Origin of the sequence: Candidatus Caldatribacterium sp. (genome assembly GCA_014359405.1) — a bacterium.
In the GTDB taxonomy this organism is placed as follows: Bacteria; Atribacterota; Atribacteria; order Atribacterales; family Caldatribacteriaceae; genus Caldatribacterium; species Caldatribacterium oleiphilum.
Genome location: JACIZN010000024.1, coordinates 1 through 18,979, shown reverse-complemented (window position 1 = coordinate 18,979; position 18,979 = coordinate 1). Strand labels below are relative to the sequence as shown.

General features: G+C 55.6%; 13 protein-coding genes. 9 read left to right on the top strand and 4 right to left on the bottom strand.

Translation table 11 applies throughout. The annotated features are described in order from the left end of the window. Window positions 1–354, top strand: a 354-nt coding sequence (locus tag H5U36_03120) for a pyridoxal phosphate-dependent aminotransferase (protein ID MBC7217164.1), incomplete at its 5' end; no start/stop codon positions are given. Further along, window positions 351–1,349, top strand: coding sequence for a 4-hydroxythreonine-4-phosphate dehydrogenase PdxA (gene pdxA / locus H5U36_03115; protein ID MBC7217163.1), 999 nt, complete (start codon window positions 351–353; stop codon window positions 1,347–1,349). The genes H5U36_03120 and pdxA, both read left to right, overlap by 4 nt. Here pdxA and glgB read toward each other — a convergent pair. Then, complete coding sequence (gene glgB, locus H5U36_03110; GenBank protein ID MBC7217162.1) at window positions 1,317–3,491, bottom strand: 1,4-alpha-glucan branching protein GlgB; 2,175 nt, start codon at window positions 3,489–3,491, stop codon at window positions 1,317–1,319. The genes pdxA and glgB overlap by 33 nt on opposite strands. Beyond that, window positions 3,482–4,351, bottom strand: coding sequence for a ribonuclease H-like domain-containing protein (locus H5U36_03105; GenBank protein MBC7217161.1), 870 nt, complete (start codon window positions 4,349–4,351; stop codon window positions 3,482–3,484). The genes glgB and H5U36_03105 overlap by 10 nt, the downstream gene beginning before the upstream one ends. Before the next feature lie 86 nt (window positions 4,352–4,437). Here H5U36_03105 and H5U36_03100 point away from each other — a divergent pair, with 86 nt between their 5' ends. The 6 genes from H5U36_03100 (at window position 4,438) to H5U36_03075 (ending at window position 9,587) form a co-directional block, all read left to right on the top strand. Further along, window positions 4,438–5,100: a cyclase family protein gene (locus H5U36_03100; protein ID MBC7217160.1), complete on the top strand. Its 663-nt coding sequence runs from the start codon at window positions 4,438–4,440 to the stop codon at window positions 5,098–5,100. A 3-nt stretch (window positions 5,101–5,103) separates the two neighbouring features. Further along, complete coding sequence (locus H5U36_03095) at window positions 5,104–6,189, top strand: 6-phosphofructokinase (protein ID MBC7217159.1); 1,086 nt, start codon at window positions 5,104–5,106, stop codon at window positions 6,187–6,189. A gap of 14 nt (window positions 6,190–6,203) precedes the next feature. Next, window positions 6,204–7,004: an inositol monophosphatase gene (locus H5U36_03090; protein ID MBC7217158.1), complete on the top strand. Its 801-nt coding sequence runs from the start codon at window positions 6,204–6,206 to the stop codon at window positions 7,002–7,004. A gap of 32 nt (window positions 7,005–7,036) precedes the next feature. Continuing rightward, window positions 7,037–7,285: a hypothetical protein gene (locus H5U36_03085; GenBank protein ID MBC7217157.1), complete on the top strand. Its 249-nt coding sequence runs from the start codon at window positions 7,037–7,039 to the stop codon at window positions 7,283–7,285. Between the two features lie 270 nt (window positions 7,286–7,555). Next, the gene (locus H5U36_03080; protein ID MBC7217156.1) at window positions 7,556–8,902 is read left to right on the top strand and encodes a beta-glucosidase; all 1,347 of its coding nucleotides are present in this window, start codon (window positions 7,556–7,558) and stop codon (window positions 8,900–8,902) included. 88 nt (window positions 8,903–8,990) lie between these two features. After that, window positions 8,991–9,587, top strand: coding sequence for a 4Fe-4S binding protein (locus tag H5U36_03075; protein MBC7217155.1), 597 nt, complete (start codon window positions 8,991–8,993; stop codon window positions 9,585–9,587). A 201-nt stretch (window positions 9,588–9,788) separates the two neighbouring features. On the opposite strand, the gene H5U36_03070 is transcribed toward H5U36_03075, so the two are convergent. Both H5U36_03070 and H5U36_03065 read right to left on the bottom strand, forming a co-directional pair. Further along, window positions 9,789–9,959 carry a hypothetical protein gene (locus tag H5U36_03070; protein ID MBC7217154.1) on the bottom strand — a complete coding sequence of 57 codons (171 nt, stop codon included), beginning with the start codon at window positions 9,957–9,959 and terminating at the stop codon, window positions 9,789–9,791. Window positions 9,960–10,308: 349 nt separating this feature from the next. Continuing rightward, complete coding sequence (locus tag H5U36_03065) at window positions 10,309–14,175, bottom strand: PAS domain S-box protein (protein MBC7217153.1); 3,867 nt, start codon at window positions 14,173–14,175, stop codon at window positions 10,309–10,311. A 1,566-nt stretch (window positions 14,176–15,741) separates the two neighbouring features. On the opposite strand from H5U36_03065, the gene H5U36_03060 reads away from it, so the two are divergent. Beyond that, window positions 15,742–18,979 (top strand): DEAD/DEAH box helicase family protein (locus H5U36_03060; protein ID MBC7217152.1); only part of this gene is annotated, 3,238 nt, incomplete at its 3' end.

The window sequence follows — 18,979 nt, the reverse complement described above, 5'->3', positions numbered from 1 at the left end:
CTTTCCCAGAAAGCGGCGGAAATCGCCTTAGACCTTCCGGAAGAGGAAATTCAGAAAATGGTGGATTACTACCGGCAAAATGTGGCCGTAGCCTCCGAGATTCTCAGGGAAGGGGGTTTCCGATTCTTCGAGCCCCAGGGTGGGTACTACATCTGGGTCGATGTACGGGAATTCGGTATGTCTTCCCTTGAGTTCTGCAAGACCTTCCTTCGGGAGAAGGGCGTCGCCTTAGCCCCAGGAGATACCTTCGGAGAAAGTGGCGAGGGATTTGTGCGGATATCGATTTGCCGCAAGCGGGAAGAGGTTGAAGAGGGGGTGCGGAGGCTATCGGCCTTAAGGAGGGAGAGGAAATGAAGAGCCCAGTTCTTGCCATCACCATGGGAGACCCTGCCGGCGTTGGACCGGAAATCGTGGTCGGAACCCTGAGCCATTTCGATGTGAATGCCCGGGCTCTTGTGGTGGGAGACCGGAAAGTCCTTGCCAAGGCCGAGCGGATTCTCGGGGTTACGATTCCCTGGAAAGAAGCCCGCTTCCCCCTTGAAGGCGAAGGCCCCTTCCTCCTTGACCTTGGGAACGTCGACATGGAGACGTTCGCCTGGGGGAAGATTTCGGCAATGAATGGGAAGGCAAGCTTTGCCTACGTTGCGAAGGCGGTGGAAATCGTGCTCTCTGGTTTTGCCGATGCTTTAGTTACCGCTCCGGTGAACAAAGAGGCGCTCCATGCAGCCTCTGTTCCGTACATAGGTCACACCGAGATGCTTGAGGCTCTCACCAAAGCCAAAGAGGCCCTCACCATGTTCCAGGTGGGGAATCTGCGGGTCTTCTTCTTTACGAGACATGTTCCCCTCAAGGAGGCAATTGCCCGCATCAAAAAGGAAAACCTTGCCCTTTTCGTGCGGCGCGTCTTTGCTTACCTCAAGGCCTTAGGGGTACAAAACCCCAGGGTGGCGGTGGCAGCCCTCAATCCACACGCCGGAGAAGGAGGACTCTTAGGAAAAGAAGAAGAGGAAGAAATTGCTCCAGCAGTGGCGTCGCTTCGGAATGAAGGGTACGACGTTTCCGGCCCATATCCGGCGGATTCGGTCTTCTTCTTTGCCTACCAGGGGAGGTTTGATGCAGTTATCTCCCTCTACCACGACCAGGGTCATATCGCCACGAAGTGCCTTGATTTCTTCAAAACCGTGAGCGTCACCCTTGGTCTCCCCTTCATCCGAACGTCCCCGGACCACGGGACGGCGTTTGACATCGCCGGAAAGGGAATCGTGCGCTACGAGAGCATGTACGAAGCCTGCCGGGTGGCCGCCTCGTATGCCCCCCTATACGCCCCGCCACTTGAAGATGCAACATGAAAGAGGAGGGAGAACAAGAGAGAGCGAAAAAGGCCGGCCATGGGAAGGGATGGCCTCGGTCCACACCCCTCCCAGGTTCCCTAAGTTGCTCCCCCAGTAGAGTTCTGAGTCGCTGTTCAGAATCTCCTCGTAGAAACCTTCCCGGGGAACACCCACCCGGTATCCAAAGCGAGGAACAGGGGTGAAGTTCAGGACGAAAACCAGGAAATCGTTGGGGTCCTTGCTCTTTCGGATGAAAGAGATGACCGAGTTCTTGGCATCGTTGCAGTCAATCCACTCGAAGCCCTCGTGCCGGCAATCGAGTTCCCAGAGGGATTTTTCCCGAAGGTAAAGGTGGTTGAGGTCCCGGACGTAACGGTGGAGCTTCCTGTGGGGTTCAAAGTCAAGGAGGAACCAGTCGAGTTCCGTATCGTGGTTCCATTCCCGACGCTGCCCAAATTCCCCTCCCATGAAGAGGAGCTTCTTTCCTGGGTACCCAAACATGAGCCCCAAAAGGAGCCGGAGATTGGCAAACTTCTGCCAGTCATCCCCGGGCATTTTCTCAAGGAGACTCCGCTTCCCGTGGACAACCTCATCATGGGACAGGGGAAGGATGAAGTTCTCGGAAAAAGCGTACCAGATGGGGAAAGTAAGGTTCCCATGGTGGTACTTCCGATAAATAGGGTCCTTGCTCATGTAAAGGAGAATGTCGTTCATCCAGCCCATGTTCCACTTGAAGAGGAACCCGAGTCCCCCAAGGTAGGGAGGGAGTGTCACCCCAGGCCAGGCAGTGGACTCTTCGGCAATGGTGGCAATTCCCGGAAAGGCGGTGTACACCCGCTCGTGGAGGAAGCGCAAGAAGTCTATGGCCTCGAGGTTCTCCTTTCCCCCGAAGCGGTTGGGAACCCACTCCCCCTCCTTCCTCCCGTAATCCAAATAGAGCATGGAGGCAACCGCATCAACCCGTAGGGCATCGATGTGGTAGATTGCAAACCAGAAAAAGGCGTTGGAAAGAAGGAAACTCCTCACCTCGCAGCGGCCGTAGTTGAAGATGTAGCTCCCCCAGTGGGGATGTTCCCCCCTGCGGGGATCGAGGTGCTCGTAGAGGGCGGTGCCATCGAATCTCCCCAAACCGTGGGCGTCTTTTGGGAAATGGGCAATGACCCAGTCAAGGATAACCCCAATGCCGTGGCGGTGGCAGAGGTCCACCAGGGCCATGAAATCCTTTGGATTCCCAAAGCGGCTCGTGGGGGCAAAGTACCCGGTAACGTGGTATCCCCAGGAGCCATCGAAAGGATGCTCAGCCACAGGCAGGAATTCCACATGGGTGTACCCCATATCCTTCACATACGCGACGAGTTCTTCGGCAATTTCCCGATAGTTCAAAAAAGAACCATCAGGCTTCCGCTTCCAGGACCCTAAGTGCACTTCGTAGATGTTCACCGGGGAAGAGAGGAGATTGACGCTCTGGCGGCGTTCCATCCATTCCCCATCCCCCCAGGGAAATCCCGAGAGGTCAAAAACAACAGAAGCAGTTTTTGGGCGGACCTCGGAGAAAAAGGCATAAGGGTCGGCTTTCAGAAGGAGATGCCCCTCTTTCGTTTTCACCTCGAACTTGTACTTTTCCCCCTCTCCGATTCCCGGCACAAAGAGCTCGAAAACCCCAGAGCTTCCCCGGGGACGGAGGACGTGTACCCGACCATCCCAGCGATTGAAGTCCCCTACCACGCTCACCCGGAAGGCATTGGGCGCCCAGACTGCAAAGTGCACCCCCCGGACACCCTGGACCTCGAGCACATGGGCTCCGAGCTTCTCATAAGCCCGGGCATGAGTCCCTTCATTGAAGAGGTGAAGGTCAAAATCGGTGAGAAGAGGAGGAAAGGCATAGGGGTCAGGGAGGTGGAAGACCTGTCCATTTTCCATAATCTCAAGGAGGTAAGGAAAGGGATCACCTGTGCCGACGGTGGCCACAAAGAGGCCTTCCTGGTGCACTCGCTCGGCCTCAAAGCGTCTGGTTCCATCGAGGGAGAGGACGGCAATCTTTTCCGCAAAAGGACGAAAAACTCGAACGACAACAGCCTCTCCTTCCCTGTGCATTCCTAAGAAAAACGAGGGATCAGAAATATCCCCTCGTGCAATGGCTTCAACGATGCTCACTGAAATACCTCTCCCTTCCTTGAGAGCATTCGGAGACGTTCGTGGAAAACTTCATCGAGGATTTCCTCGTGAACCCGATAGGGAACAATGATTTTCTTCCGGGGCTCAGGAAGCGGAGATTGAGGGAGGGGGAGATGACGGATTTTCTCGTTGTACGCAAAGACCATGAGGCGCTCGAGGTTCACCGTATCGGCGACGTTGTACGCCAGGAGGGTCTCCAAGGCTTCAGGACACCCATCCTGGTACTTCCGCCAGAGGAGTACCGCCGTGTACCCATCAACGCCCCGGAGTTTTCCCCGGTCAATCCCCAGGGCCCGTTCGCAGGCCTTAAGCCCTCCACTGAACCCGAGGCTCTTCAGAATGTAGCGGAGGTCAAGATGCACGTGAGGAAGGCGTATTCCAAGGCTTCGCTCGAGAAAGGGGAGGTCGAAACATTTTCCGTTGAACGTAATGATGACCCGGTACTTCATGACCTCAGGAAGGAAATCCTTGAGGTTTATCCCCCGGACGAAGGTTTTAATGTGGTACCCGTCAAAGAGGGTGATGGCGGTGACATAGTCATCAGGTGGATTGAGACCGGTGGTTTCAATATCAAGGAAAACAGCAGTATGGCGAAATTCTGGGAAAAGGCGCCAGAGCTCTTTTCGGGGGAGGTGCTCTTCGAAAAAGCGAGCATCATTCCGTTCTAAGCGCCTCTGCGACCTCTCGAGAAAGGAGCGCACCTGGAAGACAAAGGCCCTCGGGAAGGAACGCTCGAAAAAAGGAGTACAGAAGGCATCCTCCCAGCTCCATATCCCTGCTTCCCAGATGTGCCGCTCCGTTTTTTCTCCTACCGCAGGGACGTGACAGAAAGTTGAGGAGAGCATAGGCTCCTCCTGACTCGCGTGCTTAGTAATATTGTAAAATACAGAGAAGAGTTTTCCAACGATCTCGCTTGAAAGGAAGTGAACCCATGCTGCCCCTTGAAGCGTACACCCTTGTAGACCTCTCAATGGAAGTTGTTCCTCCAGGAACGGAGGAGCGACCCTTCGTGACAACCCATGCCCTCCTCCACGATGCGACGACCAAGTACCTCATCTCCACCCATACGCACGTGGGAACACACCTTGAGGGACCGCTCCACTTCTTCGAGACAGGAAAAGATCTCGTCGATTTCCCTCTTTCGGCCTTCTGGGGGAGAGCCTGGTTCTTCGACCTTGTGAAAGTTCCTGAAGACCGTTCCATAACCCGAGAGATGCTTGCCGAGCAGCTTGAGGGAAAAGTGGCCTCAGGAGACATTCTCATCGCCCGAAACCTTGACAAGGAGGTAATCACCAAGGTGCAGAAAACGAAAGACCGGACTCTTCTCCCCTGCTTCACCCCTGAGGCTGCCGCCTGGATACGGGAAAAGGGACTGAAGATGCTCGGTATCGACAATTCCGTGCGCCTTGGGAAGGATGTCGAAGCAACCCGAAAGCTCCATGAAATTCTCCTTGGGGCTCACATCCTTCTCCTTGAGGGCCTTGCAAATCTCGAAGCGGTTCAGGAAAATCCCTTCTTCCTCATCGCTTTCCCCTATAAGGCTCGGGGAATCGATTCGAGTTTTACCCGAGCAGTAGCTCTCGTGCGGAGGTGAGCCATGAAGCGTCGCATTGGTGTCTTAAGTGGCGGTGGTGACTGTCCCGGAATCAATGCGGTCATCCATGCGGTGGTCAAGCGGGCCATTCTCAAGTACGACTACGAGGTCATAGGGATACTCGACGGATTCGAAGGACTCGTGGAGGGAAGATTCCGAAACCTCGAGTACAACGATGTCTCGGGTATTCTCCCCCTGGGAGGAACAATCCTCGGAGCCTCAAACCGGGCAAATCCCTTCCGGTACCCAGTCCGCCGGGGAGACGAGGTGGTTTTCGAGGATCGCTCCCGAGACCTCCTTGGAAACTTCGAAAAGCTTGGGCTCTCTGCCCTCATCGCCATAGGGGGCGACGGGACATTCCACATTGCTTCGGAACTTGTAAAGCTTGGTGTCCCAGTCGTGGGTGTTCCCAAAACGATTGACAACGACCTCAACGCCACCGATATCACCTTCGGGTTTGACTCGGCAGTGCACGTGGTGACCGACGCAATCGACCGACTTCACACCACCGCCCAGTCCCATCACCGGGTTATGGTCGTTGAGGTCATGGGACGATACGCAGGATGGATTGCGCTCCATGGGGGCATCGCCGGAGGCGGCGACGTCATCCTCATCCCCGAGATTCCTTTCGACACCGAGGGAGTGTGCAACTTCATCCTCGAGCGTCGGAGGAAGGGGAAGCGCTTCAGCATCGTCGTGGTAGCTGAAGGAGCAAAACCCCTTGGTGGAGATATGGTGGTCCAGCGGATTGTGCGAGAAAGCCACGACCAGATTCGGCTTGGGGGTGTGAGCCATGTGGTCGGAAGGGCCATTGAGGAGAAAACCGGCCTTGAGACGAGGGTGGTGATTCTCGGACACCTCCAGCGGGGTGGCTCACCCACCGCTTTTGACCGGGTCTTAGCCACCCGCCTTGGGGCGATGGCCGTGGACCTTGTGGCAGAAGGAAAATTTGGGCACTTCCCCGCCGTGCGGGGCCAGGACATCGTTCCCACCCGGATTGAGGAGGCCATCGCTTGCCTTAAAACTGTTCCCCAGGACTCGCCTCTTCTTGACATTGCCCGCTCCATGGGGACATACCTTGGAACATGAAAGGAAGTGACGGAGTGTTCAAGGAACGTCTTGAAGCTGCAAAACGCATAGCCCAGGACGTCGGGAAATTCGTGCTCTCCCGCACCCACAACCTCGGGCGCATTGAAACCAAATCAAGCCCCATCGATGTAGTGACCGAGGTGGACAAAGAAGCCCAGCGGTACATTGCCGAAGCCCTGCACAAGGCTTTTCCAGAGGACACCATCTGGGGAGAAGAAAGCGGAGAGCCTCTGCAGGACTTCTCCCACAGCTGGGTGATTGACCCCATCGACGGAACGAGTAACTACATCCACGGCCTTCCCTTCTATGCGGTCTCCATCGCCTATTTCCTCGAGGGAAAGCCAATCCTTGGAGTCCTCTTTGCCCCAGCTCTTGGGGAGCTCTTCTTTGCGCTCCGAGGAGAAGGGGCCTTCCTGAACGGGGAGAGAATCCGGGTTTCCCAGGTGAGCGCACTTCATGAGGCAATCTTCATCACCGGATTCCCCCACATGAGGCGACGCTTTGAAGTCATGGCTCCAATTTACGAGTACCTCCTTGCCGAATGCCAAGCCCTGCGTTCCTTTGGGAGTGCCGCCCTGGGACTCGCCTACGTCGCCTGTGGGAGGTGCGAAGGGTACCTCCAGCTTGGGGTGTCCTTCTACGATGTCGCCGCAGGGGTGTGCCTTGTGGAGGAAGCAGGAGGCGTGGTGCAGGAGCTTTCGGGAAAATCCTGGAGCTACGTGAGCCGGTCCCTCTGTGTCTCCAACGGCCACATTGACCTTGCCTCCATTGTGCGGGGTGTTCTCCCTGCAGAAGTTGTCGCCACGCTCCGCTAAAAGCGCTACAATAGAGGGGAGGAGGTGGGGGCATGAAGGGGTGGCAGATGAAGGACCTCAAGGACCTCGCCGCGAAAGCAGGAGGACGGGTCTTAGTATGCGGATCCGCAGCCGAAGCTTTCGAGAAGGCGAAGGACCTGGGGGAAAGTGTCCGCCTCTACAAGGTGCGGGGAGAAGAGTCGTACTACCTGGCGCTCCCGGATCGGGGTGAGGAGAACGCTCAAATTCTCAAGGAGATGAACGAAAAGACGGCGCTCGAATTCGAAGAGGTCAAGGCTTGAGAGGAGGGGCCTTCACCCCTCCTCTCAGAGCAGGGGCTTTCGGGTAACGGCAAGGTCCACGACGCTGGTTGCCTCTTCAGGCAGGAGACCCTCTTGGGTGCGGGAGCCGGGTTCAGAGGATTTGTACTTCTTCGTTCTGAAGGTCATAAATCCTCCCCTCCAGGAGATACCGAAACTTGATGGGGCAAGAAGCCCCAAGAAGGCCATTCTGAGGGTTCTCATCCCTTTAAAAGAAATCGGCGACAAACCACAAAACAAGGGGGATACAATATGGGGTATCTCGGTTTCTTTCCAAAGGACTTTCTTTTCGGAGTCGCCACAGCAGCGTACCAGATTGAGGGAGCCTGGAATGAAGATGGTAAAGGAGAAAGCATCTGGGACCGCTTCGCCCACACCCCGGGGAAGATTCTTGATGGGACAACTGGGGATGTGGCCTGTGACCACTACCACCGCTTCGAAGAGGACATTGCCCTCATGAAGGAGCTCGGAGTCGATGCCTATCGGTTCTCCATCTCCTGGCCAAGAATTTTCCCCGAAGGCCAGGGACGGGTCAACGAGAAAGGCGTCGAATTCTACCTGAGGCTTGTCGAAAGCCTACAGAAAGCGGGAATTCGCCCGGTCGTAACTCTCTACCACTGGGACCTTCCTCAGGCGCTCCAGGACAAAGGAGGGTGGGAAGCTAAAGAAACCGCCAAGGCTTTTGCAGAGTATGCCCGAATTGTCTTCCAGGCCCTTAAGGGAAAAGTAGACCTCTGGATTACCCACAACGAACCCTGGGTTGTTGCCTTCGTCGGCAACTATGAGGGACGTCACGCCCCCGGGAAAAAGGACTTCCAGGCTGCCCTTGCCGTCTCCCGAAATCTCCTCTTGTCCCATGGCCTTGCAGTGCAAGTTTTTCGGGAAGAGAATCCTGGAGGTCGCATCGGCATCACCTTGAACCTCGCCCCTGTGTACCCGAAAACCGAGGAGAATGCCGATAAAGAGGCAGCTAAACGTTTCGACGGTTACCTCAACCGCTGGTTCCTCGACCCACTCTTTTTTGGGCAGTTCCCCGAGGACATGCTCTCCTGGTACAAGCAAAAGGGATTCACGGTAGCGCCGTTTTCAAAGGAAGAGCAAGAACTCGTTGCGCAACCTCTTGACTTCTTAGGCATCAACTACTACTCCCGACACCTTATAATCCAAGGCCCTGAACCGGTCCTTGAGGTCGCCCACGTGGAAAATCCATACGCCGAAAAAAGCGACATGGGCTGGGAAGTTTACCCAAGGGGCATATACGAGACTGTCGAGCGAGTGAGCGAAGAGTACCGTCCTCAGGCGATGTACATAACCGAAAATGGCTTTGCTTCACCCGACGTCCCAAAGGACGGCTCCGTAGAAGACGATCGCCGCATAAGCTACCTCCGGGACCATCTCCTCTGGGTTTATCAAGCCCTTGAAGCAGGGCATCCGGTTCAAGGGTACTTTGTGTGGAGTCTTATCGATAACTTCGAGTGGGCCTTTGGGCTGTCGAAACGCTTTGGTCTTGTCTACATGGATTACCAAACCCTCAAACGTCTTCCCAAGAAGAGCTTTTTCTTCTACCAGAAGGTCATTAGAGAGCGAACTCTCCGCTGAGAACGCGAGGAGCCCGGTTTCTTCTGCCGGGCTCGACATTTCCCAATTTAGGTATTAAAGTACTTAAAAGAGTGAAAGGGGGATAGCCATGCCAATCGTGAAAACCATAGAGATCGACGAAGAAAAGTGCAACGGATGCGGGCAATGCGTGAGCGCCTGCCATGAGGGTGTCATTGCCCTCGTGGACGGCAAAGCAAAGGTTGTCCGACCTGATTTCTGCGACGGCCTCGGAAGCTGCATTCCCCAATGTCCCCAGGGAGCCATACGCCTGGTGGAGAAGACCGTTGCCGGATGCCCCCACAGTGCTCCACACCACGAGGCATTCCATTGGCCTTTGCAGATTGCACTCATCTCGCCTCTCCATCCCTTCGAAGACCAGGAACTTGTTATCGCTGCAGACTGCACTGCCTTTGCAACTCCTCATTTCCACGAATTCCTCAAGGGACGACGGGTCCTCATCGCCTGTCCAAAACTCGATACCACCGCAGGGTATGCAGAGAAACTCGCCGAAATTTTTCGCCGAAACAGCATTCGTCGCATCGAAACCTTCCGCATGGAAGTCCCCTGCTGTTTCGGGATTGTTCTTCTTGTTGAAGAAGCCATACGAAGAAGCGGGAAGGACATTGTGCTTGAGGTTACCACGGTATCGATTGGGGGAGGAATTAAGGAAAAGGCCTCCCTTTGAGGAGGCCTGATTCAGAAGCTACAGGGATGCCGCAATTTCCTCAAGAACGGCTATGTTCTCTCCCGAGGTTCCTGGTGATACTCCACCTCCTGCCGGATCCAGGGACTGTCGACGATAAGAGCCACAAGAGGATTGCGATTTTCCCTCCCGAGAACCATTTCTTCGAACCTGTTCCAGCGCATTTTGTCCATACTTTTCCCCCTACTTGAAGTATTCAGGATACTCCTTTTGACGGAGATGGGTCTCAACGAGCTCTTCAAGCCGGGTCGTGTCATGGTCAAAGACTGCCCCCGCAATTTCCCAGTGCTGCTGTACGACCTCCCCAGCCCCGATTCCCAAAGAGAGTTTTAAAACCCTATGTGTCACTTTCAAGAAACAACAAAACCTCCCGATGGATGGGAGCAATTTAAGGCAAAAGCAGAACACTAGTAATTCTCTGCCGTATCACAGCGGGTTTTTTATCACTCTCCCTTCCTGTCCGGCCTGCCGTTCTGAGCCTGGGTTCAAAAGCTCTACCCAAGTATCGGCCCCACTCACGAACACAGCTACGCTTTACCATAAGAATCTCGTGTAGGTGCGGAAAACTCCTCATAGCCCAAGGCAGAACACAACTTCATCGGTCACAACACGGTAAAAACCAGGACGGCAAGCCATGAGAAAGCCCTGGGTGGTTGTGCCTCCACTGTGGTGCGCATCAAACCTGCCACTGACGAGAAATGACCTATGCGCTTGGGGAGAACTTAAAGTCCCGCTGAAAAACGCGTAGGCAAGCCTCGACCACCGCGGGATCGTAGAGTTTGCCCGCGTTCTCCCGGATTTCTGCCAGGGCCTTTTCCAGAGGATGGGCTGGCCGATAAGGCCGATGGGAACTCATGGCCTCCACTACATCAGCCACAGCCAAAATCCTGGCCTCAAGGAGGATTTCGTCACCTCGAAGCCCTCGTGGGTAACCTGAACCGTTAAGGCGCTCGTGGTGTTGGTACACGATCTCTGCCACTGGCCAGGGGAAATCCACTTTCCTCAGGATGTCGTACCCGACCCTGGAGTGTTCACGAATGAGGGCCATCTCGAGCTCCGTGAGCCTGGCGGGCTTGCTCAGAATTTCGATGGGGACGTACAGGATCTTACCCACGTCGTGAAGGAGGGCGGCTACGCGCAGGCCCCGCATCTGCTCCTCAGAAAGCCTAAGTTCTTTGGCAATGGCACAGGCAAGCTCCGCCACACGGCGCTGGTGCCCAGCCGTGTAGGGATCGCGCAGCTCTATGGCCGAGGAAAGGACGTTCACCAGCTGATAAAGTACCTCCTCCACGGCGTGAGCCCAGCGGAGTCGCTCCTCTTCAGCCTTCTTCCTTTCGGTGATATCGCGAGCGATCCCCTCAATGGCCACGAGTTCGCCCTTCTCGTCGTACACAGGGATGTTGATCTGCTCCGCCCAGACAATGTGGCCATCCTTGTGAATCCAGCGGAATTGCAGGGGCCTGTAGAAAAACTCTCCCCCTTGGCGCAGGGCTTCAAGAACCGGGCGGTCCTCGGGATGAACGATCTTCATCCCGAGCTCGGAATCGGCATAGTGTTCCTCGGGAGTGTAACCCACAATACGGGTTGAGGCGGGATTCACGTACTCAAAGCCGGGCTCGGGCCTCAGGCGATAGCGGTAGATGAGGTCTGGGGCGTTTTCCGCGAGCCTGCGGAAACGGGCCTCACTTTCCCGCAGGGCGGAAAATAACCGAGCGTTCTCCAAGGCTACACCCACATAAGCACCAAGCATCTCCAGGGTTTGCAGGTCCTCTTCGGTGAAAGCGCCCGGACCGTAGCTCTGGGTGGACAGCATGCCGATCACCCTCTCCCTCACCCGGAGCGGTACGGCCAGGATGGAGCGCACGCTCCTCTCTTTACTGCCAAACCGGCGTTCCCTGAACGGGATGCCTTCAGCTGCGTCCAAAACAAACACCTTGCGTCCAGTGGAGAGAACGTACCACGTAAGGCCTTCACCGTAGGGTATGGACTCAGGAGGGTGGTGTCCGCCTTCGTCTACCAGGTACACGGCCTCAGCTTCCCGTTCCCCGGTGCGAAGGGCAATGACGAAGGCCTCGGCAGGCATGAGCTCGGCCACGGCCCGGTGCACTGCCTCATAGACCCGCTCTGGCTCCACCAACTCCTGAAGCACTTCCTGGGCCACCTGGTGGAGGATGCTCAGACGCTGCACAAGCCGAGCCCGCCTTTCCTCTACCCGCTTGCGCTCGGTAACGTCCCGTCCGATACACAGAATTCCGTCAGGAGCGGGATACACGTCAACTTCGTAAAAACCCGTTCTACCATCGGGATGAGTGAAGGGGGCAGTGACGTGCTCCGTCGTTCTCTCCCACATCGACCGGCTGTATGCAGCAAAGAACTCTGTTTTTTCCACGCCGGGGAACAATTCGGTCAACTTGCGTCCCAATAACTGGTCGGGCGTCATGTTCACAAGGCGAGCCCCAGCCTCGTTGACGAGCTTATAGCGCCATTCCCTATCGAGAACCCAGCACCCATCGGTTATCGAGCTGAGGAGCAGTCGATGCCATTCTTCGCTCTTCCGCAGCTCCTCCTCCACACGCTTACGTTCGGTGACGTCGACGTAAGCCACCTGAATGGCTGGCCGTCCCCGGTACTCCACGCGGCTGGCAAGAGTCTCCACCCAGCGTACCGTACCGTCCTTGTGGAAGAAGCGAAATTCCTGCCGCGGAGGGACTTCCTTTCCTGCAAGACGGTCGTTCATCCTTTGCAGTACCCTCTCCCGATCATCAGGATGAACGACGGCCTGAACCTCCTCTGGCGACAGCGCCAGCAGTTCCTCAACAGTGTATCCACTGAGCTCAGCGAGGGCGGAATTGGCAAACACCACCCGCCCATCCTGGAGGATGGCCAGGCCCTGGAGTGAATGTTCGACCAGGGAACGGTAGGCCTCCTCCGACCTCCTGCGCTCCTCCTCCAAATCCAGGGCCCAGAGGGCGAAGGCAATGTCCCCGGCCACCTCCTTGAGCAGGCTCCGTTCCTCCTCGCCCACGGTTACACCCTCAGGGATAGAAACAGTCAGAAGTCCATAGACCTTCTCACCATGCCTCAGCCCCACGGCCATGGCTTTCTTCCCACCATACCACAAGGCTAAGGGGCAACCACCACAGGTGGAAAGGGTGTTCTCGATGAGAACAGGTTCCACCCCTTCAAGGGCCATCTCAGCACAGCGGGGCCTCTTCCCTTGCTGTAGCTGCTCAAGCAGGGGAAGAAAATCCTGTTCCAGGCCAGCTTCAGCGGTGGCAACGAAGTTACCATCCCCACCCCACAGCACGATCCAGGCACTGAAGTACCCCCGGGTGCTCACAAGAACTTTGCAAATCTCCTGAAGCAGCCGGTCGCGATCTTTCTCCCGGACAAGGAGCTGGTTCACATTGCGGATTGCCCGGAGAATGGAGTTGAGGTAGCGCAGCCGGTCCCGGTCATGCCGCTGTTCGATAAGCTGGTTCAGATGATACACGATGTTCGTAAGAAGCTCTTCCTCCTCGGGAAGGAACGGCTCTCGTTCCGGAGGCGGGTCGGGGTAGACCACCTCTACTTTTCCAACCTCCGCCCCTCCTCGTCGAAGCGGTGCAGTCTTCCGCCAGGGGCTCTCGGTGAAACCCGCCGAGGCAAAAACCTTTCCCTCGAACTCAATTCGCACCTGGATCAGGTCCGGCCAACGCCAGCCCGAGCGAATGATGGGAAGGGAAGCTTCGAGGATCTCCGGGACCGAGAGGTCCTCGCGCATCGCCAGCTCCCGCAGTCGGCTAATGCAGGAGAGTTCTTTCACCCGTTCCGTTAGAGCCTTGGTTTGTTCCCGAATTGAATTGAGCAGAGCCAAGCGCTCTTCGAGGATCCCAAGCTGACGGGCGAGGATGGCCTCGTCCGTGGCTCCGTGGAGGAACTCCCCAGGCGGGATGTAGAACGGGTTCTCGTGGAAATGGGTCCCCACTGCGACCACAGGGTGGGTGCGGAGGACATCAAGGAGGATTTTGGGTGGGAACCGGTGGACGTCATACTGACAAAGCCCGGTGCAGGCCGAACCAGGGAAGAACTCGTTCAGGAGGGCCTCGTACTCAATTAGGCGCTCCGAGCCGTGGAGGCCCTGCAGGGCCCAGCCCATTTCACCCGTGACACGAAGCCCAGTGAACCCGGCAGTAAGTGCTTCTTGCGTCTCCTCCCTGAGGAGGGCAATCATCCCCCGGGGATCAAAAGTTCCCTCACGTAGGTAGGCTTCGTCGGGGGTGAGGAACCGGAGCTGGCCACGGTGCTCGGCTTCCTGAGGATCGAGCCCTACCCCGCGAAGGTACTCTCGAATCTGGTGGGCGCTTGAGGCATCCACGATGCACATCACACGCTCACCGGTCTCAAACCCCTGGCAGACGTATTCCGTGAGCACAGCCCGGCGTTCCTCTTCGTCTCGGTAGAGGAGGCAAAGGTGGGTGCCGGGGCCGATGTCCGCGATTTTCTCCAGGCCTCGCAGGGGGATGTGACCCTTCTCCGGTTTATAAGAATCGCGCTCTCCGCCGAGCTGGCCGAATGGGTACCTCTGCACCAATCTCCCCTCCTTCCCTGATGGCTACCGGGGGACTTTATATATGCCAGATCGCGAAGGATACAACCCTGGCCCGTTGCCAACTTCCAGTGCCCATCCGATACGACCAGCTCTTACAGACTCGAACCGCCAAGATCCCTTCCTCTCGGGCTCGGGTTGGATTTCGCCGGTTTTGATAATCCCATAACTTTGACCGCTTGTGGTCCCTACCGGACGAACATCATTCGGTTTTTAAGCTTCAGGCACAGTTCCTCGGGTTCCCTATCAAAACGAAGATTTCCCTGATAAAGAACGCAACTCTGAACCCACTTTCATCCATTATAGCACGGCATATACCCAAGCATACTACCTCCCTCGCTTATGTCAAATGCACTCTATGACCTACGTTCGTCGGTCCCGCGCAATCTGCTCATTGCTCAGGCCTCTTACCCCGCCGGTATCATTGAGCGCTGGGAAACTGGTACCACGTGCATCGCGGGTTCCTCGCTGGAAACAAGGCCTCCAGGGTCAGAGTTCACCCACCAAGAGAGGGCTTGCTCGTTACTTTTCTGAAAAACCCATGTACATCAGAACGATTGCACAAAATAGCACTGAACGAGCAGTAGATAAAGGCCATGATGCATGTGAAAAGAGCATGAAAGTACCGGCAACAGGGAATACCAGGACCTTGTGGCGTAAAGGAACGAACGGCCACTCCGGAGTTTGGAGAATTGGTAACCGAAGGTATTCTGCAGCGGATCGGCACAAAACACCAGGAATCGCCACGCCGCAGCAAAGAAACAAAGGACGCAAGAAAGGTGCACAAATGATGCAAAAGGGTCTAAAGGGACCAGGTGAATCCAGGGGGATCGGCGTGTCTGAAACGCAAACGTTCTCTCCTTACCCAGTGGATGAATTTACGATTATGCTCACCACGTGCACGGGATGTTAGCGCGAGTCTCCTGCAAAAGGGCTCTCTCCAGAGAAAGGAGACAAAAATACCTCACCAGCCTTTTCTGGTACAATTATGGAAAAGCTCCGTCAAAAACGTAACAGCTCCTGGGAGTAGCCAGCTGAGGAGGGTTACAGGTGCCGTGAAGGAGGGAAATCCCCAGGACGGTAGCGCTTCTGGCTCCCAACAGGTCGATGCTTACCAAAAGAGTAATCCCCTGGTAGATGCAACTCTACCAAGGCCATCCTTAGCCTCGTCTCTGGTTCGCAACCGAGGTGATGCAATCTCTTTCTTTACTGGCACAATGTGGGCTGAGTCAATTGTCTCCGTGTGCGACGAATCCCTTTTTCTGAAGGGCAAGGTGCGGATGGCTTCAAACTTCAAGCCCTGTGCTGATTGCCAGGACATCAAAGACACAGACGAAGGTCTCACTCACGAGCCCGAGCAAATCAAGGTTTACTGTGACACTTGGATTTGGAAAACTGGCATCCACTCCTACCTCACTTACCTGTGTAACCGCCTGTTTTTGTGCCGGGAACTCTTGCACGGGTCGACTCTGTCTTCACCCGGATCAACGATGAGACTTACACCTGGTGCGTCGTTCCTTAGGCAAGGTATTCAAGCAGGGGAATCCCGTGGCAGTCATCTGGAAAACAAACCGAGAAAGCATGAAAGGGGATGAGATGATGTTGCCACTCAAGCCGGGTGACCGCATCCGTATCGTCCCGTTCGAGGAGGAGGCGGAGGTTTTCCTGATTCAGCAGATGGATAATCAAGTCATATTGGGTATCATTCTTTACCCATCCCAGAGAGCGCAGCGGTTGGTACTGGGGGTTAATGAACTAACGCAAAGGGTTCAAAAGTTACCAGGTCCTTGGGAGGGTTTTCAAGAAAATGCCTTGATACGAGACATCTTCCTCCTCTTCCTGGAGGCCTTTCGGATGCGCCTTGCCTATGCCTTTGACCCTCATTACGCTATCAGCGTCACGCAGGTGGACCTTCTGCCCCACCAAGTGGATGCTGTCTACCAGCATATCTTGCCGATGCCCCGTATTCGCTTTCTTCTGGCAGATGACCCAGGCTTGGGTAAAACCATTATGGCAGGGTTGGTAATGAAGGAACTGAAAGCGCGGGGGTTGCTGAGGCGGGTATTGCTCATCGTTCCCGCCCACTTGCAGGATCAGTGGCAGCGGGAAATGCAAGACTGGTTCCGAGAGGATTTCGTCATCCTCCGACGGGAACTGCTCAGTAGCCTTTATGCTGCCGACTTTTTTGAGCGTAACCCACAAGTCCTGGTATCCATGGACTTCGCCCGTAAAGAAGAAGTGCGGGAACTCCTCGCTCGTCAGTGGTGGGACTTGGTTATAGTGGACGAGGCCCATAAACTTTCGGCAACTCGCTATGGGCAAAAAGTCAATAAGACCAAACGCTATCAACTGGGTGAAGCAATTGCTTCGAAAACGACTCACTTGCTCTTCCTGACTGCTACGCCTCATAAAGGCGATGATGACGCCTATTTCCTGTTGCTGAGTCTTTTAGAACCCCGTCTCTTTGCAAATCCAACGCAACTAAAGGCGGTGGCTCGCTCAGAAGGGTTGCCTTTCGTGCTCCGCCGCACCAAAGAGCAAGTTGTTGACCTCCAAGGAAGAAAACTGTTTCGGAAGCGAACGGTGCAAACCCTCGGTGTGCAACTCACCGAAGCAGAGAAGCTCCTCTACGATGCCGTTACCAACTATGTCCGACAGTGGTATGCAAACGTTGCCGACAAGAAAGACCGACGCAGCCGTAATGTAGCTTTAGCACTGACCGTCCTGCAGCGCCGTCTCTCGTCCAGCCTCTATGCCGTTCGTGAATCCTTGCGCCGGCGAAAAAGCAAACTGCAATCACTCCTGCACGAATGGGAACGGCGACAACAGGAGGAAGACCTGCCTGAATGGGATGAGGATGCCATTCAGGATCTGGCAGAGATGACGGCACAAGAGTGGGAGAACTTTCAAGAGCGACTGGAAGGGCTCACTGCTGCCCGAACTCTTGAGGAACTCCAAGAAGAACTGAAAGAGCTGGACGGGCTGATCCGGCTGGCCCTGGAAGCAGAGAGAGCAGGTGAGGAGGCAAAGATACAAGAGCTACGCCGCGTTGCCGAGGAACGCCTACGCCGCCACCCTGACGAGAAATTGCTCGTTTTCACTGAGTTCAAGGACACCCTCACCGCTCTGGAGAGACGGTTTCGAGAATGGGGTTTTCCTTGTGCCGTTGTTCATGGGCAAATGAACCTCCAAGCTCGCGTCGCGGAAGAAAGGCGTTTCCGCGACGAAGTGCAGGTCATGGTCGCTACCGATGCCGCGGGCGAAGGCATCAACTTGCAGTTCTGCCGATTGATGGTTAACTACGACTTACCCTGGAACCCCAACCGCTTAGAGCAACGCATGGGACGAATTCACCGATACGGGCAACAGCGTGATTGCTTCATCTTCAACTTACTCCATCCCGACACCCGTGAAGGAAAAGTGTTAGAGCGTTTGATGGAGAAACTGGAGCTCATGCGCCAGCGGCTTGGCGACACTGTTTATGACGTCATCGGCACTCTGCTGGAAGGTGTCCGTTTGGAAGACCTGATTATGCAGGCCATTCTGAAAGGCAATGCCCCAGAGTTAGAACAGGTGCTGGAGGTGGACATCAGCCGGCGTGTTGAAGAGTTCCAGCGCATATTGCAAGAAAATGCTCTTGCCAGCCACCACATTGACCTTTCCGTCGTCCAAAGGGGAAATACCGATTCGCTCCTCTGGCGGCTGGTACCCTGGGATGTGGAGCGGTTCACTCGTCTTGCCGTTCAAACCGTTGGTGGCCAGATAACCCAAGACCGTCGTCACCCCAAAGTCTTCCGCATCAGCGTCCCTCGCGAGTTCCTTAGGCAACACGGACTCCAAGACGAAGCTTTTGTTCGAGGGATACGGGTCGCCTTTGAACGGGAAATTGCTCGTAGGGAGAATGCCGAATTTTTTGCTCCAGGCCATCCCTTGCTGGAAGCCCTGATTGACCACTGCCTGAACAAAAACCGCCCCGTTCGCACGATTTTGATGGACGAAAAAGGACGGAATGGAACACTCTGGCTCTACCGGGTACAAATTCAAGATGGTGCCCAACGCCCTGTCCTGGAACGCCTCCTCACCCTCTTTCACGATCGCCAGACAGGTGAAGTCCGGGAAGTAGACCCGCGAATGCTCTGGGAGTTGCAACCTTTTCCTGGCGACGCTTCCATTCCCGATGATTTCCTTACCTCCCTACCCAATGCCTACGAATCTACTCGTTCCTTCTCGCTGAACCGATTGCAAACCTTCCTGGCGGAGGCCCAAGAGCGTCGTGAAAGGGAATACACCATTAAGAAGCAATGGCTAAAAATGTCCTACGACGCCCTCGTAAAGGAATCGCAGGAGAAGCTCTTTGACTACCACCGTCGTGCTTCCGGCGAAGACATGAGGTTGGCTATCCAGCAGGAAGAGGAGAACCTTAAAACGCTCATCCGAGAATACGAGGAACGGCTGAATGCACTGGAGCGGGAAAGACAGCTGACACCGATGGAACCACAGCTGGAAGCCATCGCTCTCATCGTGCCTAAAACCCTTGTTGTTCCACCGTCTACCGGTGACGAGGAAGAGATGAAGCGGCGCGTTGAAGAGGCTGGGATAAAGATAGCGATGGATCACGAGCGTTCCCAAGGTCGGCAACCTGAAGACGTCAGCCAACAGTTTCTCGGTTACGACCTCATCTCCCGCTCTGATTCTGAGACCCGCTTCATTGAGGTTAAAGCCTTTGCAACGACGGGAATGCCGGAACTGACGCTCCATGAGTGGCAGATGGCCGAGCGCTTGCAAG